The organism is Rheinheimera sp. UJ63 (genome assembly GCF_021568285.1).
GTDB classification, from domain to species: domain Bacteria; phylum Pseudomonadota; class Gammaproteobacteria; order Enterobacterales; family Alteromonadaceae; genus Alishewanella; species Alishewanella maricola.
On the sequence record NZ_JAKGTQ010000002.1, the window covers coordinates 19,667 to 45,350 of the forward strand.

At 46.2% G+C, this 25,684-nt stretch carries 24 protein-coding genes; 18 read left to right on the forward strand and 6 right to left on the reverse strand.

Annotated elements, in window-relative coordinates; all coding sequences use genetic code 11:
• Positions 1 to 10: 10 nt before the first annotated feature.
• Genes argS through L1N97_RS06190 form a run of 3 tightly spaced genes read left to right on the forward strand, consistent with a single transcriptional unit; the run spans position 11 to position 3,224 of the window.
• Positions 11 to 1,750, forward strand: coding sequence for an arginine--tRNA ligase (gene argS, locus L1N97_RS06180; RefSeq protein WP_236129189.1), 1,740 nt, complete (start codon positions 11 to 13; stop codon positions 1,748 to 1,750).
• Between the two features lies 1 nt (position 1,751).
• A complete protein-coding gene (gene pdxH / locus L1N97_RS06185) occupies positions 1,752 to 2,387 on the forward strand; it encodes a pyridoxamine 5'-phosphate oxidase (RefSeq protein ID WP_229587949.1) in 636 nt (211 codons plus the stop codon).
• A gap of 27 nt (positions 2,388 to 2,414) precedes the next feature.
• Complete coding sequence (locus L1N97_RS06190) at positions 2,415 to 3,224, forward strand: TatD family hydrolase (protein WP_236129190.1); 810 nt, start codon at positions 2,415 to 2,417, stop codon at positions 3,222 to 3,224.
• A 28-nt stretch (positions 3,225 to 3,252) separates the two neighbouring features.
• Here the strand turns inward: L1N97_RS06190 and L1N97_RS06195 are convergent, their stop codons facing one another.
• A complete protein-coding gene (locus L1N97_RS06195) occupies positions 3,253 to 3,846 on the reverse strand; it encodes an AhpA/YtjB family protein (protein ID WP_229587945.1) in 594 nt (197 codons plus the stop codon).
• Between the two features lie 86 nt (positions 3,847 to 3,932).
• On the opposite strand from L1N97_RS06195, the gene serB reads away from it, so the two are divergent.
• Together serB and L1N97_RS06205 are read left to right on the forward strand one after the other, a co-directional pair.
• Positions 3,933 to 4,946, forward strand: a complete 1,014-nt coding sequence (gene serB / locus L1N97_RS06200) for a phosphoserine phosphatase SerB (protein WP_236129191.1) — start codon at positions 3,933 to 3,935, stop codon at positions 4,944 to 4,946.
• Entirely contained in the window at positions 4,943 to 5,836 is an 894-nt protein-coding gene (locus tag L1N97_RS06205; RefSeq protein ID WP_236129192.1) for an alpha/beta fold hydrolase, read from the forward strand. Before serB ends, L1N97_RS06205 begins: the two co-directional genes overlap by 4 nt.
• Positions 5,837 to 5,839: 3 nt before the next feature.
• Here the strand turns inward: L1N97_RS06205 and L1N97_RS06210 are convergent, their stop codons facing one another.
• Positions 5,840 to 8,356 (reverse strand): PilZ domain-containing protein, encoded by a 2,517-nt coding sequence (locus tag L1N97_RS06210; RefSeq protein WP_236129193.1) that lies wholly within the window; start codon positions 8,354 to 8,356, stop codon positions 5,840 to 5,842.
• 115 nt (positions 8,357 to 8,471) lie between these two features.
• Here L1N97_RS06210 and radA point away from each other — a divergent pair, with 115 nt between their 5' ends.
• Positions 8,472 to 9,833, forward strand: a complete 1,362-nt coding sequence (gene radA, locus L1N97_RS06215; RefSeq protein WP_229587937.1) for a DNA repair protein RadA — start codon at positions 8,472 to 8,474, stop codon at positions 9,831 to 9,833.
• Between the two features lie 67 nt (positions 9,834 to 9,900).
• Here radA and L1N97_RS06220 read toward each other — a convergent pair whose 3' ends face one another.
• Entirely contained in the window at positions 9,901 to 10,653 is a 753-nt protein-coding gene (locus L1N97_RS06220; RefSeq protein WP_229587935.1) for an outer membrane protein assembly factor BamD, read from the reverse strand.
• Positions 10,654 to 10,776: 123 nt separating this feature from the next.
• Between L1N97_RS06220 and rluD the strand changes: the two genes are divergently transcribed.
• From rluD to clpB, 3 genes are all read left to right on the forward strand, one after another.
• Positions 10,777 to 11,751, forward strand: coding sequence for a 23S rRNA pseudouridine(1911/1915/1917) synthase RluD (gene rluD / locus L1N97_RS06225; protein ID WP_226752007.1), 975 nt, complete (start codon positions 10,777 to 10,779; stop codon positions 11,749 to 11,751).
• Positions 11,732 to 12,535 (forward strand): peptidoglycan editing factor PgeF, encoded by an 804-nt coding sequence (pgeF, locus tag L1N97_RS06230; protein ID WP_236129194.1) that lies wholly within the window; start codon positions 11,732 to 11,734, stop codon positions 12,533 to 12,535. The genes rluD and pgeF overlap by 20 nt, the downstream gene beginning before the upstream one ends.
• Positions 12,536 to 12,639: 104 nt before the next feature.
• Complete coding sequence (clpB, locus tag L1N97_RS06235; RefSeq protein WP_236129195.1) at positions 12,640 to 15,219, forward strand: ATP-dependent chaperone ClpB; 2,580 nt, start codon at positions 12,640 to 12,642, stop codon at positions 15,217 to 15,219.
• Between the two features lie 45 nt (positions 15,220 to 15,264).
• Here the strand turns inward: clpB and L1N97_RS06240 are convergent, their stop codons facing one another.
• Positions 15,265 to 15,672 carry a DUF4124 domain-containing protein gene (locus L1N97_RS06240; RefSeq protein WP_236129196.1) on the reverse strand — a complete coding sequence of 136 codons (408 nt, stop codon included), beginning with the start codon at positions 15,670 to 15,672 and terminating at the stop codon, positions 15,265 to 15,267.
• 52 nt (positions 15,673 to 15,724) lie between these two features.
• On the opposite strand from L1N97_RS06240, the gene pssA reads away from it, so the two are divergent.
• The 3 genes from pssA to L1N97_RS06255 all read left to right on the forward strand — a co-directional run bounded on the left by pssA (position 15,725) and on the right by L1N97_RS06255 (position 19,033).
• Positions 15,725 to 16,552 carry a CDP-diacylglycerol--serine O-phosphatidyltransferase gene (gene pssA / locus L1N97_RS06245; RefSeq protein ID WP_229587928.1) on the forward strand — a complete coding sequence of 276 codons (828 nt, stop codon included), beginning with the start codon at positions 15,725 to 15,727 and terminating at the stop codon, positions 16,550 to 16,552.
• A 121-nt stretch (positions 16,553 to 16,673) separates the two neighbouring features.
• Positions 16,674 to 18,269 carry a glutamate--cysteine ligase gene (gene gshA, locus L1N97_RS06250; RefSeq protein ID WP_236129197.1) on the forward strand — a complete coding sequence of 532 codons (1,596 nt, stop codon included), beginning with the start codon at positions 16,674 to 16,676 and terminating at the stop codon, positions 18,267 to 18,269.
• Between the two features lie 125 nt (positions 18,270 to 18,394).
• Positions 18,395 to 19,033: a transglycosylase SLT domain-containing protein gene (locus tag L1N97_RS06255; protein WP_268964621.1), complete on the forward strand. Its 639-nt coding sequence runs from the start codon at positions 18,395 to 18,397 to the stop codon at positions 19,031 to 19,033.
• A 24-nt stretch (positions 19,034 to 19,057) separates the two neighbouring features.
• On the opposite strand, the gene L1N97_RS06260 is transcribed toward L1N97_RS06255, so the two are convergent.
• Entirely contained in the window at positions 19,058 to 20,317 is a 1,260-nt protein-coding gene (locus L1N97_RS06260; protein ID WP_229587922.1) for an HlyC/CorC family transporter, read from the reverse strand.
• Between the two features lie 43 nt (positions 20,318 to 20,360).
• Positions 20,361 to 21,146 (reverse strand): cytochrome C assembly family protein, encoded by a 786-nt coding sequence (locus L1N97_RS06265; protein WP_229587920.1) that lies wholly within the window; start codon positions 21,144 to 21,146, stop codon positions 20,361 to 20,363.
• Positions 21,147 to 21,303: 157 nt separating this feature from the next.
• On the opposite strand from L1N97_RS06265, the gene ffh reads away from it, so the two are divergent.
• The 6 genes from ffh to L1N97_RS06295 all read left to right on the forward strand — a co-directional run bounded on the left by ffh (position 21,304) and on the right by L1N97_RS06295 (position 25,417).
• Positions 21,304 to 22,671, forward strand: coding sequence for a signal recognition particle protein (ffh, locus tag L1N97_RS06270; protein ID WP_229587918.1), 1,368 nt, complete (start codon positions 21,304 to 21,306; stop codon positions 22,669 to 22,671).
• Positions 22,672 to 22,806: 135 nt separating this feature from the next.
• A complete protein-coding gene (gene rpsP / locus L1N97_RS06275) occupies positions 22,807 to 23,058 on the forward strand; it encodes a 30S ribosomal protein S16 (protein ID WP_226752016.1) in 252 nt (83 codons plus the stop codon).
• 27 nt (positions 23,059 to 23,085) lie between these two features.
• A complete protein-coding gene (gene rimM, locus L1N97_RS06280) occupies positions 23,086 to 23,613 on the forward strand; it encodes a ribosome maturation factor RimM (protein ID WP_229587916.1) in 528 nt (175 codons plus the stop codon).
• Entirely contained in the window at positions 23,613 to 24,386 is a 774-nt protein-coding gene (gene trmD, locus L1N97_RS06285) for a tRNA (guanosine(37)-N1)-methyltransferase TrmD (RefSeq protein ID WP_226752017.1), read from the forward strand. Before rimM ends, trmD begins: the two co-directional genes overlap by 1 nt.
• A 22-nt stretch (positions 24,387 to 24,408) precedes the next feature.
• Positions 24,409 to 24,768, forward strand: a complete 360-nt coding sequence (gene rplS / locus L1N97_RS06290) for a 50S ribosomal protein L19 (protein WP_226752018.1) — start codon at positions 24,409 to 24,411, stop codon at positions 24,766 to 24,768.
• A 34-nt stretch (positions 24,769 to 24,802) separates the two neighbouring features.
• Entirely contained in the window at positions 24,803 to 25,417 is a 615-nt protein-coding gene (locus tag L1N97_RS06295) for a DNA-J related domain-containing protein (protein WP_236129199.1), read from the forward strand.
• The last annotated feature ends 267 nt before the right edge of the window (positions 25,418 to 25,684 follow it).

The window sequence follows — 25,684 nt, forward strand, 5'->3', positions numbered from 1 at the left end:
AGGTTGCCGTATGAATATTAAACACCTTTTAACTGAGAAAACCCTTGCCGCCTTTCAACAGCTTGGCTTAACCGATAACGTTAATGCGGCTGTTACGCAAAGCACGCGGCCAGAATTTGGTGATTATCAGATCAATGGCGCTATGGCGGCAGCCAAGTTATTAAAAACTAATCCGCGGCAGCTGGCTCAACAGTTACTAGAGCTGCTCGATATTGCCGACATGGCCGAAAGCGTTGAAATAGCGGGGCCTGGTTTTATCAATGTGAAGTTAGATAAAAACTGGCTAGCATCGCAATTAACGACGGCAGCAACCGACAGCCGTTTGGGCGTTGCGGTGAATCCTACACCGCAAACGGTGGTGGTGGATTATTCTGCGCCTAACTTAGCCAAAGAAATGCACGTTGGCCATTTACGTTCAACCATTATTGGTGATGCGGTTGTACGAACCCTTGAGTTCTGGGGGGACACCGTGATCCGACAGAACCATATGGGCGATTGGGGCACGCAATTTGGTATGCTGATTGCGCATTTAGAAGACAAAATCGCCGCCGGTGTCGATTTAGAAACGGTCGCCTTAGCCGATCTTGAAGATTTCTATCGGGAAGCGAAAAAGCGTTTTGATGATGAAAGCGGTTTTGCGGATAAATCACGTGATTACGTGGTGAAACTACAAAGCGGTGATGCGCATTGTCAAAAACTGTGGCAGATGTTTATTGATACCTCGATTAAGCACAGCAACGACGTTTATCAGAAACTGAATGTCACCCTGACGAATGCCGATATCAAACCTGAAAGCGCCTATAACGCCATGTTACAACCGATTGTTGCTGAGTTAGTCGCAAAAGACATCGCGGTTGAAAGCCAAGGTGCTTTAGTGGTGTTTTTGCAAGAATTAGCCGATAAAGAGGGTACCCCTTCACCTTTTATCATTCAAAAAACCGGTGGGGGTTTCTTATATTCGACCACCGATTTAGCCGCGTGTCAGTATCGCAGCCACGAGTTAGCCGCCGATCGCATTATTATCTTCACGGATGCACGGCAAGCGCTGCACTTTAATCAAGTCGAATTAGTGGCACGCAAGGCCGGTTATTTAGCCGAGCGCACAGCCTATGATCACTGCCCGTTCGGCACCATGATGGGTGAAGATGGTAAACCCTTTAAAACGCGTACTGGCGGCACAGTAAAGCTGGCTGAACTCCTGGAAGAAGCGGTAGTTCGCGCCAATGCGGTATTGCAAGATAAAGTGACCGATTTATCAGCAACTGAGATGGCTGAGATCGCCCGTAAGGTTGGCATTGGGGCGGTAAAATATGCGGATTTATCGAAAAACCGTACCAGTGACTATATTTTTAGCTGGGATGCGATGCTCAGCTTTGAAGGCGCTACCGCACCTTACTTACAATATGCCTATACTCGGGTACGCAGTATTTTACGCAAAGCCGAGGTTGCGGCTGATTTTCATGCTGAAATCGTGATTGGCGCCGAGCAGGAAAAATTGTTAGCCGTTAAATTGTTGCGTTTTGAAGAAACCTTGCAACAAGTGATGAAGGAAGCTCAGCCGAATTTACTGTGTAATTACTTGTATGAACTGGCCAGTTTATACATGACGTTCTATGAAGCCTGTCCTATTCTAAAAGAAGGTGTTGAACCAGCAACGCGTGACAGCCGTTTAATGCTGAGTATTTTTAGCGCCAAGTTATTACACAAAGGCTTGGACCTTCTGGGTATTGAAGTAATGGAACGGATGTAACATGAAAATCGACGCGATTCGCCGCAGCTACACCAAAGATAAATTGGATCTCGACAAGCTCGATGCCGATCCCATTGTGCAATTTGAACACTGGTTAAAAGATGCGGTGGCGGCAGAATTGCCCGATCCGACCGCCATGTGTGTAGCGAGCGTCGACGCTGAGGGCCAGCCGTCACAGCGGCTGGTGTTGTTAAAAGATCTGAGCCCGAGCGGCTTTACCTTTTACACTAATCTTGGCAGCCGTAAGGCTACCGAGTTAGCGGCTAATCCGAAAGTTTGCTTACACTTTCCGTGGCATCCTCTCGAGCGCCAAGTGATCGTTTATGGCACGGCAGAACGCGTGCCTACCAGTCAGGTAATGAAGTATTTCTTATCACGACCCAAAGAAAGCCAGTTGGCCGCTTGGGCATCGGAGCAAAGTCGGCCGGTGTCAACGCGATTGGCACTGATGCAGAAATTTGCGGAAATCAAAGAGAAATTTTCGCATGGTGATGTGTCGTTACCCGATTTTTGGGGCGGCTTTTTAGTACGGCCTTATCAAATTGAGTTTTGGCAAGGCGGTGAGCATCGCTTACATGACCGCTTTATGTATCGGCAAACGGATCTTGGCTGGCAAATTGAGCGGTTGTGCCCTTAACGCGGCAGTAAAGAAGGAATCGCGCGAGTGAATAGCCCCCAAATAACAGCTCGCTCGATGTCTTACCCGCTATTCGACACCCATTGTCATCTTGACTTACCCGAGCTCTGGCCTGCGTGGCCAGCGCATTGGCGCCTAGCACAGCAAGCTGGGGTGCAAGCCTTGTTAATTCCAGCAGTGGCCAAAGAAAATTGGCCGCGTTTGCTGAAGCTGTGTCAAACCAACCCGCAATTTTATGTTGCTTTGGGTATCCATCCTTGGTGGGCCATTAAACACCACTTAGCGGATATTGATTTGCTGGCGTTGCAGTTGCAACAGCCAGAGGTATCGGTGCAGGCCATTGGTGAAATTGGCCTTGATTTCGCGTTAGATGCGGACAGTTTTGTCATACAGCAGCAATTGTTTGCAGCACAATTAGCGTTAGCCAAACGGCATAAATTACCGGTGATCTTGCACCATCGTAAAAGTCAGCCAGCGTTATTAGCGGAAATTAAACGTCAGCAGTTTAGTGAAGGCGGCATTTTGCATGCGTTTTCAGGAAGTCAGCAACAAGCGCACGCTTTTATCGATGTGGGGTTCAAATTAGGTATCGGTGGCACTATTACCTATAGCCGAGCGGAAAAAACACGGAATGCGGTCAGTAAATTACCGCTGTCGGCTTTAGTGTTAGAGACCGATGCACCCGCTATGCCGCTAAGCGGTTTTCAAGGGCAGGTTAATACGCCAGCGCAGTTAGCGCAGGTGTTTGACGCTTTATGTCAATTAAGAGATGAATCCCCAACGCAGCTCGCTGCGGCGTTGTGGCAAAATAGTCGTCAGATCTTGCGACTAAGCTAACCGGCGAAAAGCGTTAAGGGAAAGAGTACTAGGCTTGGGGAGTAGGTGGTTTGCGATAGCGCTGACTTAACAGGCTAACATTGCGTTTTAGTAACATGCCCACCGCACCAGTAAGTAGCAGCAGACCTAAGATTTGTTGCATTAATTGCTGCCAAGAATGATAGCCCGGAAACAACTTTTCATCCTGCAATAAACTTAATTTGATATAGCCAAGCAATTCGTTGTTCACTCGAATTTCTTCTACCATCGGGATTAAGGCTAAAGGCTGGTCGGGGCGATACAGTAAGCGTGCGGCAGAATTCGCTTCTGACCAACTGATCCTGACGCCATTCGCATCATAAACCACGACATCATGTAAGAACGGATTTTCAGCAATATGTTGAGTTAATTGCGACAAGCCTTCCAATTCGTCATTTTCTAATAAATAACCGGCGGTGTAAGACATGGCAATTAAGGTTTCACGCATCAGCAGTTTATTTTGTTGCATCAACAGTTGCTGGCCTTCAGTGCGTGCTGCGCCCCAGCTATGCAAAATAAACCAGATACCTAATACGGCTAATGCCAGTTGTAATAAGGTAATAAAGCTTGAATATCGATGACCTGATAGGCTATGGTGCTGCATATTTTTAACCGCTAAATGACGTCGGCAGGTCGCTGCCTAAAGTGTTGTAGCATGCCATGGTCATTCAGTTAAGTATAGGGCAGAGCGTGTCGAATTTTTCTAAAGTATTAGCTCCGTTTAATCGTGAGCTTGAGTCGATGTTAACTGAAGCGCAGCAGCCGTTGTGTTTAGAATGGCGAGCTGGGCAAATTCAGAGCGTGGCAACAGCTGATAGCGCTGCCAGTGGCCCAGTATTAATTTACTTTGGTGGCGAGCAGAGTTTGAGCCAACTTGAGCAGATTTTAGCTGCGCTGGCATTACCTGCCATGTTATTAACCGTCAGTGTCAATCAACCGCTTGCTAGCTTACCGGCCGGCCTGTTGTTGCAAAGCCCCGCACTGATGCAACCTGAGCAAGCGCGATTAAACCAGATCGCGACAGCGCTAGATTGCCAGCTGGTATTTTTAGCAACGCGTCCCGCGTTAACGCAGCCCGGTTTATTACTGATGGATATGGACTCGACGGCCATTGAAATTGAATGTATCGACGAGATTGCTAAGTTAGCCGGTGTGGGTGAACAGGTGGCCGCCGTTACTGCCAGAGCGATGAACGGTGAGCTGGATTTTGCACAAAGCTTGCAACAGCGGGTGGCGGCTTTAGCTGGTGCACCTGAATCAGTGCTGCAGCAAGTATTAGATAAGTTACCATTAATGCCGGGGTTAACCGAGTTGGTGGCAACGTTGCAGCGTTATCATTGGCAGGTCGCTATCGCCTCCGGCGGTTTTACCTATTTCACTGATGCTCTAAAGCAGCAACTGGGCTTAACGGCAACCTTTGCTAATCAATTAGACATTGTTGAGGGTAAGTTAACGGGTAAGGTGTTAGGACCCATTGTTGATGCAGAGCGTAAAGCGGCTGTTGTCGCCGAGTTAGCTGCGCAGTATCACATTCCACTGGCTCAAACCATCGCCATAGGAGATGGCGCTAATGACTTATTAATGTTGCAACAAGCCGGCTTAGGTGTAGCCTTTCATGCTAAACCCAAGGTGCAGGCGGCAGCCAAAGCGGCGATCACCTCCGGCAGCTTATTGCAGCTATTGTATTTGGTCGAACCCGCGTGAAGCATCAACAACATTCGTTGTTTGTTGATTTAAAAGACTATCATCTGCATGTTAGGCAATTAACACCGCTGCACGGTTCACTTGCGCCGGTGTTGTATTTGCACGGTGCAATTGAGAATGGGCGCATTTTTTACAGCCATTCAGGTAAAGGCCTTGCCAGCTTCTTAGCCGATCAGGGGTTTATTGGTTATGCCGTCGATTTTGCTGGTCGTGGTTTATCGCAACCCTCGCTGGCTGCTGGCTTGCAGCAAAATCAGCAACAATTAATTTGTCATGATATTCCGCGCTTAATTGAGCATTTTTACGACCTACATCAACAGCCCTTAATCTTAATGTGTCATTCGTGGGGCGGCGTGTTAGCGGCGGCGAGTTTAGCCCGTCATCCGCATTTACTGCAGAAAGTTAAAGCTAAGGTTTGTTTTGGCACAAAACGCGTGATCAGTGTGCGATCATTAGCAAAATGGCTGAAAATCGATATGGTATGGAATAATCTGGCCCCTTGGTTAAGTCGGCAGCCCGGTTATTTACCTGCTAAACGCTGGCGTTTAGGGGCGGATGATGAGCCCAGACAATTTTTGTTGGATACCATTCGTTGGATCAAAGGTGCACCGTTTAAAGATTGCACAGATGGTTTTGATTATCAGCAAGCTTGTCAGCAAGCCGCTTGGCCAGCTATTTGGCATTTTGCCGCCGAGCATGATCGCGTGCTAGGTCACCCTAAGGATGTACAAGCTTTTATCGCAGAATGCGCTCAGCGTGAGGCGAAGTTCAGTTTATTGGGGAAAACGCAGGGCTATTCGCAAAACTATGATCATATTTCGATGTTAACGCATCCCGCTGCAGCAACGGATCATTTTGAAGAACTCGCGCAGTGGCTAAAAAACTTATAACGGCTATTTAGCGCGCGCTAAGATAGCCAAGCGCGCTTGCTGTTGAGCCGCCGCCGCAGCCGCATTATAGCGAATGACCATCTCTGCAGAGGTTTCTACGCCATCAGCCACCCCTTCGACATGCCACAACTCTTCCTCTAACGTTTTGGCTTTGTGCATAGCATAAACACTGATATAGCCAATTTCCTTGGCAATATATTCTGAGTCGAGCTTACCGGTGCGAGAAACATAGAGTTTAAAGCTAAACAGCACATGATGTTCAATGGCATCTAAAATAAAGATTTGCAGATCTTCCGCTTGCTTAAACTCAAAGTCATAATGGCTACTAAACTCCAGTTGACCATTGTCTAACGGGGTAACCCGAATATATAACTCAAATTGTTTAGACGGATCATGTCGCTTCATTTGCTTTAAAAAATTAGCGACTTCTTGCGTTAGCACGTGCTCTTTGGTCAATAAACTAAAATCCAAGCTTTTGCTGCTCTGTTGCGACAGTTGCAGCAACTTATGGATCGCATTGGGCTGGGCGCCGCGGCCTAACACATTTACGTCATGGCGTAGGCCTTTACGATGAATAAAAACCGCAAAGTTATTCAGCGTTTTAACATACATATTGCGCAGTGCATCCGATAAGCCAGGGTACTTTGGTGTTTCTTCGGCCACGGTTAATTTGCTGCGGTTACTTTGGATTAACTGCTGAAAAAACACCTTACCAATATGAGAATCGGTTTTGGCAATTTTCAAATTCATAATGGTGCGGCTTTTACTCACTGCCATTACTTCGTAAGGTAAGCCCGATAATTGATGTTTGTTGGTGATTTTTTGAAGATCAGGTAATTCAAAGAGCAGTATATCGCCTTTTTGAAAATCGACAGGTTGGCTAAATTCAATTTGTAGACCGCCAGTTGAGAAGTCTCGGCTAAAACTGCTGATAGGGGCTTGCTCTGGTTTGCTTCGAACTAGCACGGTGGTTTTATACAAATAACGCGACTCAGCACGTAAATTAATATAATGAATAGCTACCGCTTCGCAGGGTTTGGCTTGAAGGGCTTTACTTAATCCAAATTTATTTAAGGCCGCTAATTTATCGGTTTGGTAAGTATAGCCCGAGTAATAACGTCGATGTTCAGCCGAACTGATTTCAGTCAGTGCGGCAATATAATGCATGTCTTTGAGCATGCCCGCGATCAAGGGGGACGGTTTTTGTGTGTTGACCGCGCCGGGTATGGCAAATTCATTAATGCTTTGGCTTACGTTAGTTTTTAATAAATTAAGATGGAATACCCGCCAACTGGGCTTGCCGGCACCAAACCCAAAAAACATCTCACGTAAAGCGCTTGATTCGGCAAGTTCAAGATCTGTCGCAGCATAAAAATACAATTTGCCTTTTGCTGCGTGGGTAAAGCAATACAAGATACTGGAGCGTTCGGTCGAGGTCTGGCTCAACAGCAGTTTTAGCCGCTTGGCAGAAAGTACATGGCTTAATACTGAGAGTTGCTGTTCATCCAAAAAATAATGCCAAACACTTTTGTTGTAATCACTGGTGAGGCAAAAACGGCTACTGACTTGGCCATCAACAACCGATAAATAGACCGGTAGAGTATTAATTCGCGGCAAATAGTATTGTTCATAGCCTTTGGTAATGACGGCGTCGGTGGTGTTATCTAAATTCACCTTGTAGCGGCGTTTATTACCATGAATAAAACTTTGTAAAAATTGATTAAACGAGCCTTCTTGTTCTGGATTCAAGCGCTTTAACCGCAGATAGTTGTATTTATCCTGCTCATCAACTTCTAAAACTTGATAATTTAACCCCTTAGGCAAATTCAAGGTGAATTCTTTTTCTAAGCCACGCAAAGCCAAATTGAGGGTGTCGCCCACAACAATTTGCCGCCCCGCCGGTATTTTTAATTTACAACCACCAACAGACAGATCCGTGGTCATGGCACTAAAACGCTGATCCGCATGGCGGACTTCTACTTCAATGCCATAATTCATGCGCTCTTCACAGCGGCTGATATAATAGCCAAACTGCACCAATTTATTCGGGTTGCTGGTTTCTTCTGCTGGCTCGGTATTTTCTTGCGTGTTCGCGGGGTCGGGCAGCTGCAAACCATTACGGCGTTGTGCTAACGCATTACGAATGCGCTCTTCGGTTTCTTTGCGATGACGAACCCGAAAGTTATTATCGGCGTTCATGACTTCTTCGTAAACGCCAATGGTGTACTGGCCGTAATCGTTAACGCCGTTTTCAAAGATCTGCCGTGCGGTATCATCTAGGTGATGGGTTTTGCCTAAATAGACAAAAGGTTTAACATCACCATCAACATGGCCGCGTAAATCAATGTAATAGTTGCAAGGCTGAGCAAGACGCTTCAGTTCCATTTTTAATAAGAACTGTTTTGACTTAGGCAGGCTGGCAGACAGGCTAGCAAAGGTCTGCTCAAACTCAGGTGAGTTGATCAGTCCTTTCATCCTTTCAATAATGCCAGATTGCTCTTTAAAGTCGGTTGCAGTCATAGTCAGCTGATTCAGTTGCCAAAATTTTGGCAGCTTAGGGTTATAATGAGATTAAGCTACGTTGTTCTATTTCGAAAAGCAATATCTGTGCCTTTTATTCAAATTAGGAAAGATCATGGCAAAAACAAAAACCGCCTACGTATGTAATGAGTGTGGTGCCGATTTTATGCGCTGGCAAGGTCAGTGCTCTGAATGCTCGGCTTGGAACTGTATTACTGAAGTGAGACTTGGTGCAGTCAAAACGAAAAATACCCGGCTGGATGGTTATGCCGGTACCACCGTCGCTAAAGTGATGCGCTTGGATGAAGTCGATCTGCAAGAAGTACCACGCTTTAGTACCGGCTTTGTTGAGTTTGACCGCGTGTTAGGCGGCGGTATTGTGCCGGGCTCTGCTATTTTAATCGGTGGGCATCCTGGTGCCGGTAAAAGTACCTTATTACTACAAATGATGTGTGGCTTAGCTGAACAGGGTGGTGCCTTGTACGTCACTGGGGAAGAGTCTTTACAGCAAGTGGCGATGCGTGCTCAGCGCTTAGGTTTACCAATGGGCGCGTTAAAAATGCTGGCAGAGACCAATGTCGAAACGATTTGCCAATTAGCGCAGCAAGAAAAGCCCCGCATTATGGTTATCGACTCCATCCAAGTGATGCATTTAGCTGATGTGCAATCGGCCCCAGGGAGTGTGTCGCAGGTTAGAGAAAGTGCGGCCTTTTTAACACGCTTTGCCAAGCAGTATCATATCGCCATTATTATGGTGGGCCATGTCACAAAAGATGGCTCGCTGGCCGGCCCTAAGGTACTTGAGCATTGTATTGACTGCTCGGTAATGCTCGATGGCGATACCGATAGCCGCTATCGCACCATGCGTGGCCATAAAAATCGCTTTGGCCCGGTAAATGAGCTAGGCGTCTTTGCCATGACGGGTCAGGGTATGAAAGAAGTGAAAAATCCTTCGGCTATTTTTTTAACGCGCGGCAAAGAAGATCAATCAGGCAGTATTGTGATGGTGCTTTGGGAAGGAACGCGGCCATTATTAGTCGAGATCCAAGGGTTAGTTGATTATTCACCGCTGAATAATCCACGACGCGTGACTTTGGGTATGGAGCAAAACCGTATTTCTATGTTATTGGCCGTTATGCATCGCCACGGTGGTTTGCAAATGGCCGATCAAGATGTGTTTGTCAATGTCGTCGGCGGCGTTAAGGTCAACGAAACGAGTGCTGATCTAGCGACGCTGCTGGCGTTGGTATCGAGTTTTCGTGATAAACCCTTGCCTAATGATTTGGTCGTATTCGGTGAAGTCGGCTTGGCGGGTGAAATTAGGCCGGTACCGAGTGGGCAAGAACGTTTACGTGAAGCGGCAAAACATGGTTTTCGTCGCGCTATCGTGCCGATGGCGAATGCGCCCAAAGAGGCGATTGAGGGTATGCAGGTCATCGGTGTGAGTAAATTAGCTGAAGCGTTAGAAGCAATTTAGAAAGTCGGTAGGGTCATAAAAAAAACACCTCCGTCGTAGCGGAGGTGTGAGTGTCATGAGATATCGGTTATTTGATGCTGCTATTTTGCGGGAAGTTAAGGCGTAATACTTGTTCCGCATCTTGCTTTAATTTATCTAAACCCAAGCGGCCATAGCTTTCCACCATGATTTCAAGAGCTTGTTCTACTTGTGGTACATCACGGTAAAACTCCAGCACATATTTACCCCGATTCGCTGCAGCGAGGTAAGCACCACGGCGCATATAGTAATCGGCAACGATTAATTCATGCTGGGCCAATTTGTTTTTAATCACCAACATGCGGTTACGCGCTTCATCGGCGTATTTGCTGTTTGGAAAGCTATTTAATAAAATTTTAAAATCATCAAACGCTTGACGGGTGCTGCTCAAATCACGATCAGCGCGCTCTATATCAAAAAACTCTTGAAACGCATTTTCATCAGCTTTTAAGTTGGTCAGGCCCCGCATGTAATAGACATAATCTAAATCAGGCTGGTTGGGGTTTAACCGAATAAAGCGGTCAATGCTGGCTAACGCTTGTGGAATATCGCCGGCTTGATGATAGGCGTAAATTAAGTCGAGTTGTACCTGTTTAGCTAAGGGGCCAAACGGATAGCGACTTTCTACCCCTTTGAGTAATTCAATGGCTCGGTTATAAAGGCCCGCATCCAAGACTTCTTTGGCTTGTTGATACATGCCTTGAGCCGTTTGTGTGGCAGTCATTTGCTGTGGTTTGGGTTTGCCAGCACAGGCCGTTAGGGCGATTGACATCAAAACTATCAGTATAAATTTCAATTTCATGTAAAAATCCGTTACTACTTAAGCTAAATGGCTGTCTAGTCCAGCGTAAAATCGTTAAAATAGGCGCTAATGCGATTCTACCCCAGATATCGAGGGGTTGCACACAGGATAACTGCTTCCGTCATGACAAAACAGATAAAACTTTCACAAATCGTTCCTGACCATCTTTTTGGTAAACGCTTAGATCAGGTTTTAGCCGAAATGTTCCCTGATTATTCACGTTCACGTATAAAAGAGTGGATTTTGGCTGATGCCGTGCAAGTTGAACAGCAACTTTGCAATACGCCAAGACAGAAGATGTTCGGAGGTGAGCAGATTGATATTACAGCCGATTTGCCTGAAGACGAACGTTTTTTGGCCGAGCCCATTGCTTTAGATGTGGTTTTTGAAGATGAACATATTTTAGTGATCAATAAGCCTGCAGGTTTAGTGGTTCACCCAGGTGCCGGTAATGCGGATGGCACCTTATTAAACGCTTTATTGCATCATTGCCCGGGTATTGGTGAAGTGCCGCGCGCAGGTATTGTGCATCGCCTTGATAAAGACACCACCGGTTTAATGGTGGTTGCCAAGACCATTCCGGCACAAACGCATTTAGTTGAAGCCATGCAAGCACGTGAAATTACCCGTGAATATGAAGCGGTTTGCTACGGTGCCATGACCGGAGGTGGCTCGGTCAATCGTCCTATTGGCCGGCATCCAACCAAAAGAACTCTAATGGCGGTGCTTGAAAGCGGTAAGCCTGCGGTCACGCATTACCGGGTAATGGAGAAGTATCGTGCTCATACAAGGTTACGTCTGCGCTTAGAAACCGGTAGAACGCATCAAATTCGTGTGCATATGACGTTTATCAGTCATCCTTTAGTGGGCGATCCGGTGTATGGGGGGCGGCCACGCCCTCCGCGTCAAGCAGCGGAAAGCTTATTGGTGTTTATGCGTAATTTCCGCCGTCAGGCGTTGCATGCGATCATGCTTAAACTGGCACATCCCATCACCGGCCAAATTTTGGAATGGCATGCGCCTTTACCGGATGACATGGTGCAGCTGAATGCCGCTTTACGTGCTGATACCGCTCAGCATGGCTTGGATTTTGTGTAATGCACAATGTAAGCCTGAAATGCCAATGACGCCTTTGTTACTCAAACCAACATGGCCTGCACCTTCTAATGTGCAGGCGGTAAGCTCAACTCGCTTCGGCGGTTATTCGCAGGGCGTGTTTCAAGGGTTAAATTTAGGCTTACATGTTGGGGACGATGCGGCTACGGTTGCTCGAAACCGCTCGTTGTTTCAACAGCAAGCGGCTATGCCCGCAGAGCCTTGTTGGCTTGACCAAGTTCATAGCAATAAAGTGTGGCACTTAACGAAGAGCACTGCGGAGCTAAACGCGGCATTGCCTCAAGCCGATGCTGCGTTTAGCCAGCAAGCTGGGCAAGTTTGTGTCGTCATGACGGCAGATTGCTTGCCGTTATTAGTGTGCAATAGCGCAGGCTCTGAGGTGGCCGCCATTCATGCGGGCTGGCGCGGTTTAGCGTCGGGCGTGATTGAAAACACCTTACAACAGTTTCAGGCAAAGCCAAGTGAGCTACTGGTGTGGTTAGGCCCTGCCATTGGCCCCAAGCACTTTGAAGTGGGGGCTGAGGTGCGCCAAGCCTTTGTACAGCAAAATGAGCTGGCCGCCAGCGCTTTTAAACCCTTAAGCAAAGATAAATATCTGGCTGACTTATATCAGCTGGCACGACTGCGGCTGCAGGCTTATGGTGTTTCTGCTATTTTTGGTGGCGACTATTGCACTTATCACGACACTGCACAGTTCTATTCATACCGTCGTGATGGCCAAACGGGTCGGATGGCCAGTGCCATTTGGCTCAGTCATTCATCATAAAACTGATCGAAGTCAATTTTTTGACGTTTATTGCTTGAAAATTCCACAATCTAGCCCAATCTTAATATGCAGCAACCCATACTTATGCCTGCAGGAGCTAGACCATGCGCTTAGATAAATTTACCAGTAAATTCCAAGAAGCTATCGCTGATGCCCAATCGTTAGCGGTCGGGCGCGATCAACAATTTATTGAACCCGTGCACATTATGTTTGCTCTTCTCAACCAAGAAGGCGGCACGGTGCGAGAGTTGTTGAATAAACTGGCGATTAACTTTAATGAACTCCGCTCAAAAGTAAGCCAAAGTATTGAGCGATTACCTCGCGTGGAAGGTGATGCCAGTAATTTGCAGTTGGCCAGTACCACCGCGCAGTTATTACAACAATGCGATAAATTGGCGCAGCAACGCAAAGATCAGTTTATTTCCAGTGAGTTATTTGTGTTAGCCGCTACCGAAGATAAGTCTGAGTTGGGGCGTATTTTAAAATTACTCGGTGTTACCAAAGACAACGTGGTATCGGCTATTGAACAAATCCGCGGCGGCCAAAAAGTTGAAGATGCTAACGCTGAAGATACTCGCCAAGCGTTAACTAAATATACGGTAGATTTAACAGCGCGAGCCGAAGCCGGCAAATTAGATCCGGTAATTGGCCGTGATGAAGAAATCCGTCGGTGTATTCAAGTATTACAGCGTCGCACCAAGAATAACCCTGTGTTAATTGGTGAGCCGGGAGTGGGTAAAACCGCCATTGTTGAAGGGCTGGCGCAGCGTATTATCAATAAAGAAGTACCGGAAGGGCTTAAAGATAAGCGCGTATTGTCTCTGGATATGGGCTCTTTATTGGCGGGCGCGAAATACCGCGGCGAATTTGAAGAGCGTTTGAAAGCCGTATTGGCTGACGTGTCGAAAGAAGAAGGCCAGATCATATTATTTATTGATGAAATTCATACCATGGTCGGCGCCGGTAAAGCCGATGGTGCAATGGATGCGGGTAATATGCTAAAGCCGGCGTTAGCGCGTGGTGAATTACATTGTCTTGGCGCAACCACCCTAGATGAATACCGTAAATATATTGAGAAAGATGCCGCTTTAGAGCGTCGTTTTCAAAAGGTTTTGGTGGATGAGCCGTCAGTGGAAGATACCATCGCTATTTTACGTGGTTTAAAAGAGCGTTATGAATTGCACCATGCGGTAGAGATTACCGATCCAGCGATTGTCGCCGCGGCGACCTTATCACATCGTTATGTGAGTGATCGGCAACTTCCCGATAAAGCCATCGACCTGATCGATGAAGCCGCCTCAAGCATCCGTATGCAGATGGACTCAAAGCCAGAAGAGTTAGATCGGTTAGAGCGGCGTATTATTCAATTAAAACTCGAAGATAATGCCTTAGCCAAAGAAACCGATGAGGCCAGTAAAAAACGTCGGGATTCCATTCAAGAGCAAATTCGAGAATTAGACATCAGCTACAACGAGCTGGATGAGATCTGGGTGTCTGAAAAAGCTGCCTTGCAAGGTACACAGCATATCAAATCAGAGTTGGAGCAGGCGCGCTTAGACTTAGAAGTTGCACGTCGTGCCAGTGATTTGCAGCGGATGTCAGAGCTGCAATATGGTCGCATCCCTGAGCTTGAGAAAAAACTGGATCTCGCATCGCAAGCCGAAATGCAAGAAATGACCTTGTTGCGAAATCGGGTAACCGAGCATGAAATTGCCGATGTATTATCAAAAGCGACGGGGATCCCGGTAAGTAAAATGCTGGAAGGCGAGCGCGATAAACTGCTGCAAATGGAAAGCGCCTTGCACCAAAGTGTGGTGGGGCAGCATGAAGCGATAGCGGCTGTCGCCAATGCCATTCGCCGTTCACGAGCCGGTTTGTCGGATCCGAATAAACCGATTGGCTCTTTCTTATTCTTAGGCCCGACAGGGGTGGGTAAAACGGAATTAACAAAATCACTAGCGCGTTTCTTATTTGACAGTCCCGATGCGATGGTACGTATCGACATGTCTGAATTTATGGAAAAACATGCGGTATCACGTTTAGTGGGCGCACCGCCAGGCTATGTCGGTTATGAGGAGGGCGGCTATTTAACCGAGGCGGTAAGGCGTAAACCTTATTCGGTTATCTTGCTCGATGAAGTCGAGAAAGCCCATCCCGATGTGTTTAATATTCTATTGCAGGTGTTAGATGACGGCCGTTTAACCGATGGACAGGGCCGCACTGTCGACTTTAAAAATACGGTCATTATCATGACTTCAAACTTGGGCTCTGATCTTATTCAAGAACACCATAAAGAGTACAGTTATGAACAAATGAAAGAAATGTTGATGGGCGTGTTGGCAAAACAATTCCGGCCAGAGTTTTTAAATCGACTGGATGAAGCCGTGGTGTTTCACCCTCTGGATAGTAAACAAATTCAGCAAATTGCTAAAATTCAGTTGGATCGTTTGGCTGAACGTTTACAACAACGCGACTATCAGCTTGAGGTTAGCGAAGCTGCGTTACAAAAATTGGCTGAAGTGGGTTTTGATCCTTTGTTTGGTGCGCGCCCATTGAAACGTGCTATTCAGCAACATTTGGAGAATCGTTTAGCTCAAGCATTATTGCAAGGTGATTTCTTACCAGGTTGCACTGTGGTCATTGACCATGACGGGGAAACTTTCACCATGCAAAGCCATCGCTAAAAAACAGTATAAACCCTGTACCATATCGAACAGGGTTTAACACGATTAAGGCGTTGGGGCACAACGCCTTTTTATTTCAAAATTGACGAGCATTGTTTGTTGCTCGCGCTCCACTTCTGTTAATAAGCGAAGTTCGTTTTTGTTTGCGTCTTGCGTAAATAGTTCTTGGCCACTGCGCAATAACAATGATTGTTCTTGTGCCTTTTGACAAAGCATCGGATCGAGTTCAGAACTCACTGGATTACCCCGTGAGTCTCGCACCGACGATCGTGATGCAGCATTAGTACGAACGGTGACTAACTGATAATTGCCTTCACGCGGCGGTTGCTGACCAAAATGCGTCACACCTCGAGCGTCTTGCCAGCTATAAACCGTTTGTGCCATTGCTGTGCTACTGGTCAAACTGACCAGAAACATAAAAATAAGACTCGCTTTTGCCATGGTTCTATCCATGTTATGTTATGTCCCTTATAATCAGTATATTCTCTTTTTCAGAAGTTGCCCTATGACAGATCTAAAAAACAATGAACATGGCCCGCGCAAAGGGATCTATTTATTACCCAACCTGCTTACAACTGCAGGATTGTTCTCTGGTTTCTTTGCCATCGTATCATCAATGAATGGCAGATTTGAAGCGGCAGCTGTCGCTATTTTCATCGCTATGGTTTTTGATGGCTTAGATGGACGAGTTGCACGCTTAACCAATACCCAAAGTGAGTTCGGTGCGCAGTACGATAGTATGTCCGATTTACTGGCGTTTGGTGTAGCTCCGGCTTTAGTCGCCTACAACTGGGCGTTAGCCGATTTAGGTAAGTTTGGTTGGCTAGCGGCCTTTATTTACGTGGCTTGTGCCGCATTACGTTTAGCGCGTTTTAATGCCAACTTAGGCGTGACCGATGGTCGTTTTTTCCAAGGTTTAGCCAGCCCCGCCGCTGCTGCGTTAGTCGCAGGCATGGTATGGAATGGTGCAACCTATGAAATTGATGGTGATAAATTTGGCTATGTTGTCGGCCTTATTACCATTGCCTGCGGTTTTCTTATGGTGAGTAATTTCCGTTTTAATTCGTTTAAAAACCTAAATTGGCGTGATCGCGTTTCGTTTTTAACCATATTGTTAGTGGTTGTCATCTTTGTGGTGATTGCGGCTAAACCAGCACAAATGCTGTTTTTGATTTTCTTGGTCTATGCCTGTTCAGGCCCTATTACCACTTTTAGAAGTGTGCGCAAATTAAAGTTAGAGCACGTAGTAGGTGACTCTGATGATGCTGACTTTTTAGATGAGCAAAAAACCAACAGCGAACCAACCAGCACTGAGCAGAAAAAGCCAGAATAAGTATGTCGAGACATTATGGGGCAATGATAAGTGTTGTTGCCCTTTATTTAGCAAGGCATGGTTGAGTTTTAATCCATATCCCCCAAAATCTGGGGGATATTTAGTTTATTAAGGATTTACTTTGGCTTCTAGTATTACACAACGCTTAAACGCACTTAAAGAAAACGGCCAGTTGGCCTCAATTGTCGGTATCAAGCGTGGTATTGAACGTGAGTGTTTACGTGTTAATGAAGATGGCTCTCTATCACAAAGCCCGCATCCTGCAGCCTTAGGTTCAGCCTTAACGCATCCTTGGATCACCACCGACTTCTCTGAGTCGTTGCTGGAGTTTATTACCCCAGCACAAGCTGATATCGATGTTACCTTGCAACAATTAGCGGATATTCATCGTTTTACCATGCGCCAATTAGGCTCTGAGCGGATTTGGCCAGCCAGTATGCCTTGCTATATCGCTGAACAAGATCAAATCCCTTTGGCCTATTATGGCGAATCTAATGTCGGCCGCATGAAAACCTTGTATCGACAAGGTTTAAAAAATCGCTATGGCAGCATGATGCAAGCGATCAGCGGTGTGCATTTCAATTTTTCTTTACCACAGAGTTTTTGGCAAGCGTATCAAGCCTTAGAAGGGGATAACACGGCTAGTCAGGATTTTATCTCTGAGCAATATCTCGCGTTAATACGCAACTATAAGCGCTATGCTTGGCTAATTGTGTATTTATTTGGCGCGTCACCGGCACTGTGCAAATCGTTTTTAGAAGATCGGCAATCGCGTTATGCCTTTCAGCCCTTAGGTAAAGGCAGTTTGTACTTACCTTATGCTACTTCGTTGCGCATGAGCGATCTGGGGTATACCAATAGTGCACAATCGAGCTTAAATATTACATATAACAATTTGCCTGAATACATTAGCGGTTTGCATGCCGCGGTAAGCCAACCTTCAGCGGAATATCAAAATATTGGTGTTAAAGTGGCGGGCGAATATCAGCAATTAAATGCCAATGTGCTGCAAATCGAAAACGAGTTTTACTCGACAATCCGGCCAAAACGCACCACGGAGTCGGGTGAGAGACCTACCTGTGCACTCGCTAAACGCGGTGTTGAATATATTGAAGTGCGTGCGTTAGATGTTAACCCCTTCAGTGCGGTGGGTATTTCAGCTGAGCAAATGCATTTTCTCGATGTGTTCTTGGTGTATTGCTTGTTAGAAGATAGCCCCACGCTATCGGCAGCAGAGCAAACGGTTACAGAGCAAAACTTGAAAAAAGTGGTCACGGACGGTCGTCGCATCAACTTAGAATTATTGCAAGAGGGTCAACCTCGCTTAATGCAAGATTGGGCCGAGCAGCTTTTTGCAGATATGATGCCGATTGCCGCCTGGTTAGATGAAGCCTATCAAACCGAGCGTTATCAGGGGGCTTTGCGTCATTATTACTTGTCGTTATTGGATCCCGCACAAACTTTCTCTGGCAAAGTGCTGAATCATTTAATTAGTCAGCGCAAAGATAATGGCCGCTATATGTTGGAATTAGCCGAGCAATATCGCCAGCAACTTATCAGCGAGCCATATCAACAATACAGTGAGGCGCAGTTTACCGCCGCTAGCAGTGATTCATTGCAACGACAAGCTGATATTGAAGCCGCAGATGACATCAGTTTTGCTGAGTATATTCAGCAATACTTTGCAGAAGTACCGGCTTGTGAGCAAGACCATTAACAGTCTCGTTGTCACGCTGAGTTTAATTGCGGGCAAAAAAAACGGCTACCAAAAGTAGCCGTGAAGGAGAATCCAGGGAAAACAAAAACTTGGTTGAATCCATTCATACTGTTAGAATCAAACCGATGCCGATAGTTCAAATATATTCAAAAAAAAATAAGCTGCTGATATTGCTGAGTTTAGCGATGGTCATTTCGGGGTGCGCTACGCCGCCACCGCGCGATCAATCTAATATCTGTGAAATCTTCGGCGAACATCGTGCCTGGTATCAGGCAACCGCCAAAGCCAGCGATAAGTGGGGCATGCCTATCGCAGTGCCCATCAGTTTTATGTACCAAGAAAGCCGCTTTAAACACAATGCCAAGCCGCCAATGCGTTATTTCCTTGGCTTTATCCCTTATGGACGAGGCAGTTCAGCTTATGGTTACTCACAAGCCAAAAGCGATACCTGGGACGACTATTTAAAAGACACCGGCCGGTATTTTGCCAGTCGTAGTGATTTTGATGACGCTGTAGATTTTATTGGTTGGTATGTTGATAAAACGCACCAGGTTAATAAAGTACCGAAGCATGACGCCTATGCCTTGTATTTAAATTACCATGAAGGTTGGGGTGGGTATCGGCGTGGTACCTATCGCAGCAAAGCCTGGTTACAAAATACAGCCCGCCAAGTCGAGCAGCGAGCTAATATCTATCATTTGCAGCTTCAAGGCTGTGAAAAGGATTTGAAGCGAGGCTGGCTTAGCCGTTGGCTATTCGGTTAAGCCATTATGACAAAATGGCTAGGTTTAACGCTGCAACAACAATCTGACCGTTTTAATCATATTATCTTGCACATCAATAATCTCTATCGGATAGCCGGCCAATTTTACACTTAAACTGCCTTGAGGAATTTCTTCCAGGTACTCTAGTAATAAGCCGTTTAAGGTTTTCGGGCCGTCAGTAGGAAACTCCAATTGCATTTGTCTATTCAGATCGCGCAAGTTGATGGTGCCGTCAATTAAATAAGAGCCGTCGGGTTGTTTTACTATTTCTTCGTGGCTATCTTCCACCACGTCTGTGGTAAATTCACCGACAACTTCTTCTAGAATATCTTCAAGTGTCACTAGCCCTTGGATATCACCGTACTCATCAACGACTAAACCAACGCGCTCTTTGGTACTTTGGAATTTCAATAGCTGCGTATTGAGCGCTGTACCTTCTGGGATGTAATAAATTTCATGTACCGAGCGCAATAAGGACGCTTTGTTAAATTGTTCTTTGAGTAGTAAGCGCACCAAATCGCGTGGGTGAATAAAACCCAGCGCATCATCTATGCTGTCACGGTACAGTAACAAACGGCTGTGCTGTGCATTGGCAAGCTGACGCATAATGTCTTTCCAATCGTCATTAAAGTCGATACCCAGGATCTCATTACGCGGCACCATAATGTCTTCAACGGTGACATTTTCCAGATCTAACACACCCACTAACATACTTTGGTGCTGCTCGGGAATTAACGCTCCAGCTTCATGCACCACGGTACGCAGCTCTTCAGCACTTAAGCTGTTACCACGATGTTTCTCTGGGCTAACGCCCATTAAGCTTAATAAACCGTTGGTGACTTTATTCAGCAAGAAAACAAACGGATAAAAAATCTTCAACAGTACGTTTAAAATAATCGAGGCAGGAAAGGCTACTCGCTCAGGATATAAGGCCGCCAGCGTTTTGGGAGTAACCTCAGCAAAAATCAACACCACTAACGTTAATGCGACAGGAGCAATGGCTAAACCCAGATCACCATAGAGTCGTTGACCTATGAGTGTGGTAACGGTGGCTGCGGCAATGTTGACCAGGTTATTGCCAATCAGGATCAAGCCGATTAACCGATCAGGGCGTTTTAGCAGTTTGCTGACGCGTTTGGCGCCACTGTTATTTTCATTTTCGAGGTGTTTAAGGCGATAGGGGTTTACTGACATCATTCCGGTTTCAGAACCAGAGAAGAAAGCAGAGAGAACAAGCAATACACCCAATATAATAAAGAGTGTGCTAGTCGAGATAGCGTCCAAGAATCAGTTACCTTTGTTGCCAAACATAATCAGGGTTTAACAATTAACCTAACAAAACCTCTTTTACGAATCGGCTGCCAAAGTAAGCCAACGTCAGTAAAATAATGCCTGTTAGTGTCAGCGATATCGCTGTTTTGCCGCGCCAGCCTAAGCGTGCGTGACCCCAGCACAATACCACAAAAACACCCAAGGCTAGAGAACTTAACAGAGTTTTGTGTTCAAGCCAATGTGTTGTAAACGGAATTCCGCTTATTAATGCCGCAGCCAATAATACTGTACCGGCAGCGAGCAGTCGAAATTGTAATTTTTCTGCTTGCATTAGAGGTGGAAGGTAGCGTGTTACACCGGAAAAATCTTTGTGTTTTAACTTATGGCTAATATAAGACACCTGAATAGAGTACAGCGAAGCCATCAATAAAGTGACATAAGCGATAAACGCCAGTGCGATATGACTAATTAAGCCGGGGTTTAACTCATAATGCTGTAACTGTACGCTGGCCGGTAACAGCATGGTGACGAGCAGCGTAACGGCCGTTAAGCCATAAACTAAGGGCAACAGTAAAATGGCGGGTGTGCGAAGTGAGGTCAGCGTAACGGACAGCGAGATCAACCAGCACATTAACGAACTCACATTTTGCAAACTGAAGTTTTGCCCCGCGCCAGTAAAAATGGCACCGGCTAGAGTGAGCATATGCAGCACGATGGCCAGTGTTGCAGTGCTAAACACGAGCTTAAAGTTCGGGCCTGTTGGGTGGAACAAACGCGCCAGTATTGCAACGGTAGCAATTAGATATGCCAGCAGCGCCAGTCCAGGTAACATCATGGCCATTCAATTAACTCCTTTAAAGCATTATATTGGCTATTGTATGGGAAGTTTTTGCGAATGCCCAGCATCTCCCTTTGCTATGCGAACAAAAGATCTCAATGCTGACGTAGCCGTTGCTGTGCGCTATAATCGGCCCAATTCATGAATACGGGTAACTGTTATGTTCGAAAACCTGTCAGATCGTTTAAGTCGCACACTTAAAAATATCAGTGGCCGCGGCCGTCTTACTGAAGACAATATTAAAGAAACCTTGCGCGAAGTGCGGATGGCATTGTTAGAAGCCGATGTGGCTTTGCCAGTAGTGCGCGATTTTATTAATCAAATTAAAGAGCGTTCAGTTGGTTTAGAAGTCAGTAAAAGCCTGACACCGGGTCAAGAGTTCCTGAAAATTGTGCGCAAGGCGCTCGAAGAAGCGATGGGTGAGGCGAACCAAGAGTTAGCCTTAAATACCCAACCGCCAGCGGTAATTTTAATGGCAGGCTTACAAGGTGCCGGTAAAACCACCTCCGTCGCCAAATTAGCCAAGTTTTTAACCGAGCGTAAAAAGAAAAAAGTACTGGTGGTGTCGGCTGACGTGTATCGTCCTGCGGCGATCAAGCAGTTAGAAACACTGGCAAAAGAGATTAACGTTGAGTTCTTCCCCAGCGATATTTCACAAGCACCGGTCAGCATTGTTAATGCGGCCATCACCCATGCAAAAACGCGCATGTTCGATGTGTTGTTAGTGGATACCGCCGGTCGTTTGCACGTTGATAGCGAGATGATGGATGAGATCAAAGCGTTACACGCTGCGGTCAAACCGATCGAAACCTTGTTTGTGGTAGATGCGATGACCGGCCAAGATGCCGCAAACACTGCAAAAGCCTTTAACGAAGCTTTGCCACTCACCGGTGTGATCCTAACCAAAGCGGATGGTGATGCGCGCGGTGGTGCGGCTTTATCGATCCGTCATATTACCGGTAAGCCCATTAAGTTTATCGGTATGGGTGAAAAAACCGATGCCTTAGAGCCTTTCCATCCTGATCGTATCGCCTCGCGCATTTTGGGTATGGGCGATATGCTCGGCCTCATCGAAGAGCTAGAGCAAAAAGTCGATAAAGAAAAATCGGCAAAAATGGCGCAAAAAATGATGAAAGGCAAAGGCTTTTCATTAGAAGATTTCCGTGAACAGTTAGTCCAAATGCGCAGCATGGGCGGCATGATGTCGTTAATGGATAAACTCCCAGGTATGAAAAACTTACCGGCGGGTGCCGCAGGGCAGTTAGATGAAAAACAATTTGTGCGGATGGAAGCCATTATTAATTCCATGACGCCAAAAGAGCGCGAGTTTCCGGATTTACTAAAAGGCTCGCGTAAAAAGCGCATTGCCGCCGGCTCGGGCACTGAAGTACAAGACATTAATAAGCTACTGAAACAATTTACCCAAATGCAGAAGATGATGAAGCAAATGTCGGGTAAAGGCGGTTTAATGAAGATGATGCGTGGTATGGGGGGCAAATTACCTCCGGGTATGTTACCGCCACGCTAACTCTGGCGTTACGGAGCGCTTGGCCATGAAATGCCTTGCATTCAAGCCAGAAATCCGTACAATGCAGCAGCCCTCCAGCCTGTCTGGGGGTTTTGTTATTTTTTAAAACCTGAACGATTAAAATTAGAGGACGGTATGGTAACTATTCGTTTACAACGTGGTGGCGCGAAAAAGCGTCCATTTTACCAAGTTGTGGTAGCGGACAGCCGTTTTGCTCGTGATGGCCGCTTTATTGAACGCGTGGGTTTCTTTAACCCAATCGCAAGCGGTACTGAAGAGAAACTGCGTCTGGACCTGGATCGCGTTGACCACTGGGTAGCACAAGGTGCTTCATTAAGTGATCGCGTAACCAATCTGGTAAAAACAGCTAAGAAAGCAGTAGCTTAATTAGCAAAGCGTGTGGAGTTGTCACTGTTGAGTGAAAAAGATTTTGTTGTGCTTGGCAAGTTTGGTGCCGTTTACGGTATCAATGGCTGGCTGAAAATTAACTCTTACACGGATATCCCGGAAGGGATTTTTGATTACACACCCTGGCAAGTTAAATTTCAGGGTAGCTGGCAGCCTGTGCAGATCAGTAGCTGGAAACGGCACAGTAACGGTTTAATTACCAAACTGACTGATGTTAATGATCGAGATCAAGCGCAGTTATACGTTAATGCCGATATCGCGGTTCCTGTTAATGCCTTACCGGCACTGGCAGACGGCGATTATTACTGGAAAGACCTAATGGGGCTGACCGTAATGAACGTGCAAGGCTATAACTTGGGCGAAGTGACTGACTTAATGGAAACCGGATCTAACGATGTGTTAGTGGTGAAAGCCAATCGGACCGATGCATTTGGCAAGAGTGAACGGTTAATTCCTTATCTGAGCAACACCGTTGTGAAGCATGTGGACTTAACTGCAAAGCAAATGTTAGTAGACTGGGACCCCGCGTTTTAATGCAGGAACAACAAAGATGGGTGGGCGTTGTCTCACTTTTTCCAGAAATGTTTCAGGCAATTACGCAATATGGGGTAACCGGCCGTGCGGTAAAGCAAGGGTTAATCACTTTAGATTGCTGGAATCCGCGGGATTTTACTACGGACAAGCATCGAACAGTGGATGACCGGCCTTATGGCGGTGGCCCAGGTATGCTAATGATGGTTCAGCCTTTAACAGAAGCTATTCGCGCCGCTAAACTGGCTGCAGGTGGTGAGGTACACACGGTTTATTTGTCACCGCAAGGTCGCAAGTTAGACCAACAAGGTGTGGCTGAATTAGCAAAACACTCGAAGTTACTATTAGTAGCTGGCCGCTACGAAGGAATTGACGAGCGCGTAATAGAAACCGAAATTGATGCTGAATGGTCAATTGGAGATTACGTATTAAGTGGGGGCGAGTTGCCTGCGATGGTGTTAATTGACGCCGTATCGCGTTTAGTACCTGGTGTACTAGGGCATGATTTATCGGCAGAGCAGGATTCGTTTGCAACTGGTCTGTTAGATTGTCCTCATTATACGCGCCCTGAGGTGTTAGCAGACAAACAGGTGCCGGCAGTTTTACTGAGCGGACACCACAATGAAATTAGACGCTGGCGTCTAAAGCAGGCTCTTGGTAGAACCTGGTTAAGACGGCCGGATATGTTAAATTCCCTGGCTCTGACTAAGGAGCAACGCAAGTTACTGGCTGAATTCCAACAGGAACACCAGGCGTTGCAGCTACAAGATAGTTAATTCCAGGTAAAGTGAGATTGTTATGAGCAAAATTAGCCAAAACATCATCAAACAACTTGAACAGGAACAGTTGAAACAAGACGTTCCAGCATTCGCTCCAGGTGATACTGTAGTGGTTCAAGTTAAAGTTAAAGAAGGCGACAAAAGCCGTCTGCAGGCTTACGAAGGCGTAGTTATCGCCAAGCGTAACCGTGGTCTGCATTCAGCCTTCACCGTCCGTAAAATTTCTAACGGCGAAGGTGTTGAGCGTGTTTTCCAAACGCACAGCCCAATGATCGATAGCATCACCGTGAAACGTCGTGGTGCAGTTCGCCGTGCTAAGCTTTACTACTTACGCGATCGTTCAGGTAAATCAGCGCGTATCCGCGAAAAGCTTAACTAAGCAATTTGAGGCCGGCATTATGCCGGCCTTTTTTATGTCTATTACCCACACTGCGCAACCGCCGATTAGTCAGCAAGCCCTACAACAGTTAGAACAAGAACTGGAAACCCTGTTGTCTCGTCGTTATGGTGACATTACCGAGCAACAACTCTTGAGTCTGCTCAAGCTTAAATCTTTTAGCCAAGTTGCCGATAGCCAACTTGCGTTATTTCAAGTGCATTTTGTGTTATACCATTTACTTTATCGTATCGCCGCGCGTTGGGCTGCCAATGAAACAGCACATATTGAAATTGGTTTAGCGCGGATTAAAATTCTGCCATGGCAAAACGCCCTGCCGGCAACGCCTGACACGAAAGCGGCCTATTATGCCGAGTGGCAAAATTATTGGCGGATGACGCCCATGGGGCTGTCGGAGCGCCTAAATCAGTTTTGGCAGTTTTATCAACAGCGTTATCTTAGCCCACCAGACGTAAAACTGTCCGATGATGAAGCCTTGCGTTTATTAGCCCTACAATGGCCTTGCTCTCAAGTAGAATTAAAAAAAGCCTTTCGCAAACAATCCTTAAAACATCATCCCGATCGCGGAGGTGATCAACAAGCCTTCGTCCGCATTACTCTTGCTTATAAAAAGCTGCTGACCCGCTTCTAACGCTAAATCGCTCTTTTAAAAGGGGTTGCAACACCTCGGCAAGTGCTGGCTTGCTGCAGTGTTGCTATGCTACAGCCTGATTTTATGCTGCGATTTATTGCTTTGTATTAAAAAGTTTACGGCATATTTTTATGTTGCATTTCAGTGTAAGTGGCAATTTTATTGGTTTGTAGGCTTGACGCTGTAGCCGTCTATCCGTAAACTGCGAAATATGTAATTTAAAAAATACGATGTGTAAATTAATATTTACACTCAATTTTAGGTCAG

Coding starts and splice junctions, on each gene's coding strand:
- argS (WP_236129189.1), top strand. CDS start 11: ATGAATATTAAACACCTTTTAACTGAGAAAACCCTTGCCGCCTTTCAA.
- pdxH (WP_229587949.1), top strand. CDS start 1,752: ATGAAAATCGACGCGATTCGCCGCAGCTACACCAAAGATAAATTGGAT.
- L1N97_RS06195 (WP_229587945.1), bottom strand. CDS start 3,846: ATGCAGCACCATAGCCTATCAGGTCATCGATATTCAAGCTTTATTACC.
- L1N97_RS06210 (WP_236129193.1), bottom strand. CDS start 8,356: ATGACTGCAACCGACTTTAAAGAGCAATCTGGCATTATTGAAAGGATG.
- radA (WP_229587937.1), top strand. CDS start 8,472: ATGGCAAAAACAAAAACCGCCTACGTATGTAATGAGTGTGGTGCCGAT.
- L1N97_RS06220 (WP_229587935.1), bottom strand. CDS start 10,653: ATGAAATTGAAATTTATACTGATAGTTTTGATGTCAATCGCCCTAACG.
- rluD (WP_226752007.1), top strand. CDS start 10,777: ATGACAAAACAGATAAAACTTTCACAAATCGTTCCTGACCATCTTTTT.
- pgeF (WP_236129194.1), top strand. CDS start 11,732: ATGGCTTGGATTTTGTGTAATGCACAATGTAAGCCTGAAATGCCAATG.
- clpB (WP_236129195.1), top strand. CDS start 12,640: ATGCGCTTAGATAAATTTACCAGTAAATTCCAAGAAGCTATCGCTGAT.
- L1N97_RS06240 (WP_236129196.1), bottom strand. CDS start 15,672: ATGGATAGAACCATGGCAAAAGCGAGTCTTATTTTTATGTTTCTGGTC.
- pssA (WP_229587928.1), top strand. CDS start 15,725: ATGACAGATCTAAAAAACAATGAACATGGCCCGCGCAAAGGGATCTAT.
- L1N97_RS06255 (WP_268964621.1), top strand. CDS start 18,395: ATGCCGATAGTTCAAATATATTCAAAAAAAAATAAGCTGCTGATATTG.
- L1N97_RS06265 (WP_229587920.1), bottom strand. CDS start 21,146: ATGGCCATGATGTTACCTGGACTGGCGCTGCTGGCATATCTAATTGCT.
- ffh (WP_229587918.1), top strand. CDS start 21,304: ATGTTCGAAAACCTGTCAGATCGTTTAAGTCGCACACTTAAAAATATC.
- rpsP (WP_226752016.1), top strand. CDS start 22,807: ATGGTAACTATTCGTTTACAACGTGGTGGCGCGAAAAAGCGTCCATTT.
- trmD (WP_226752017.1), top strand. CDS start 23,613: ATGCAGGAACAACAAAGATGGGTGGGCGTTGTCTCACTTTTTCCAGAA.
- rplS (WP_226752018.1), top strand. CDS start 24,409: ATGAGCAAAATTAGCCAAAACATCATCAAACAACTTGAACAGGAACAG.
- L1N97_RS06295 (WP_236129199.1), top strand. CDS start 24,803: ATGTCTATTACCCACACTGCGCAACCGCCGATTAGTCAGCAAGCCCTA.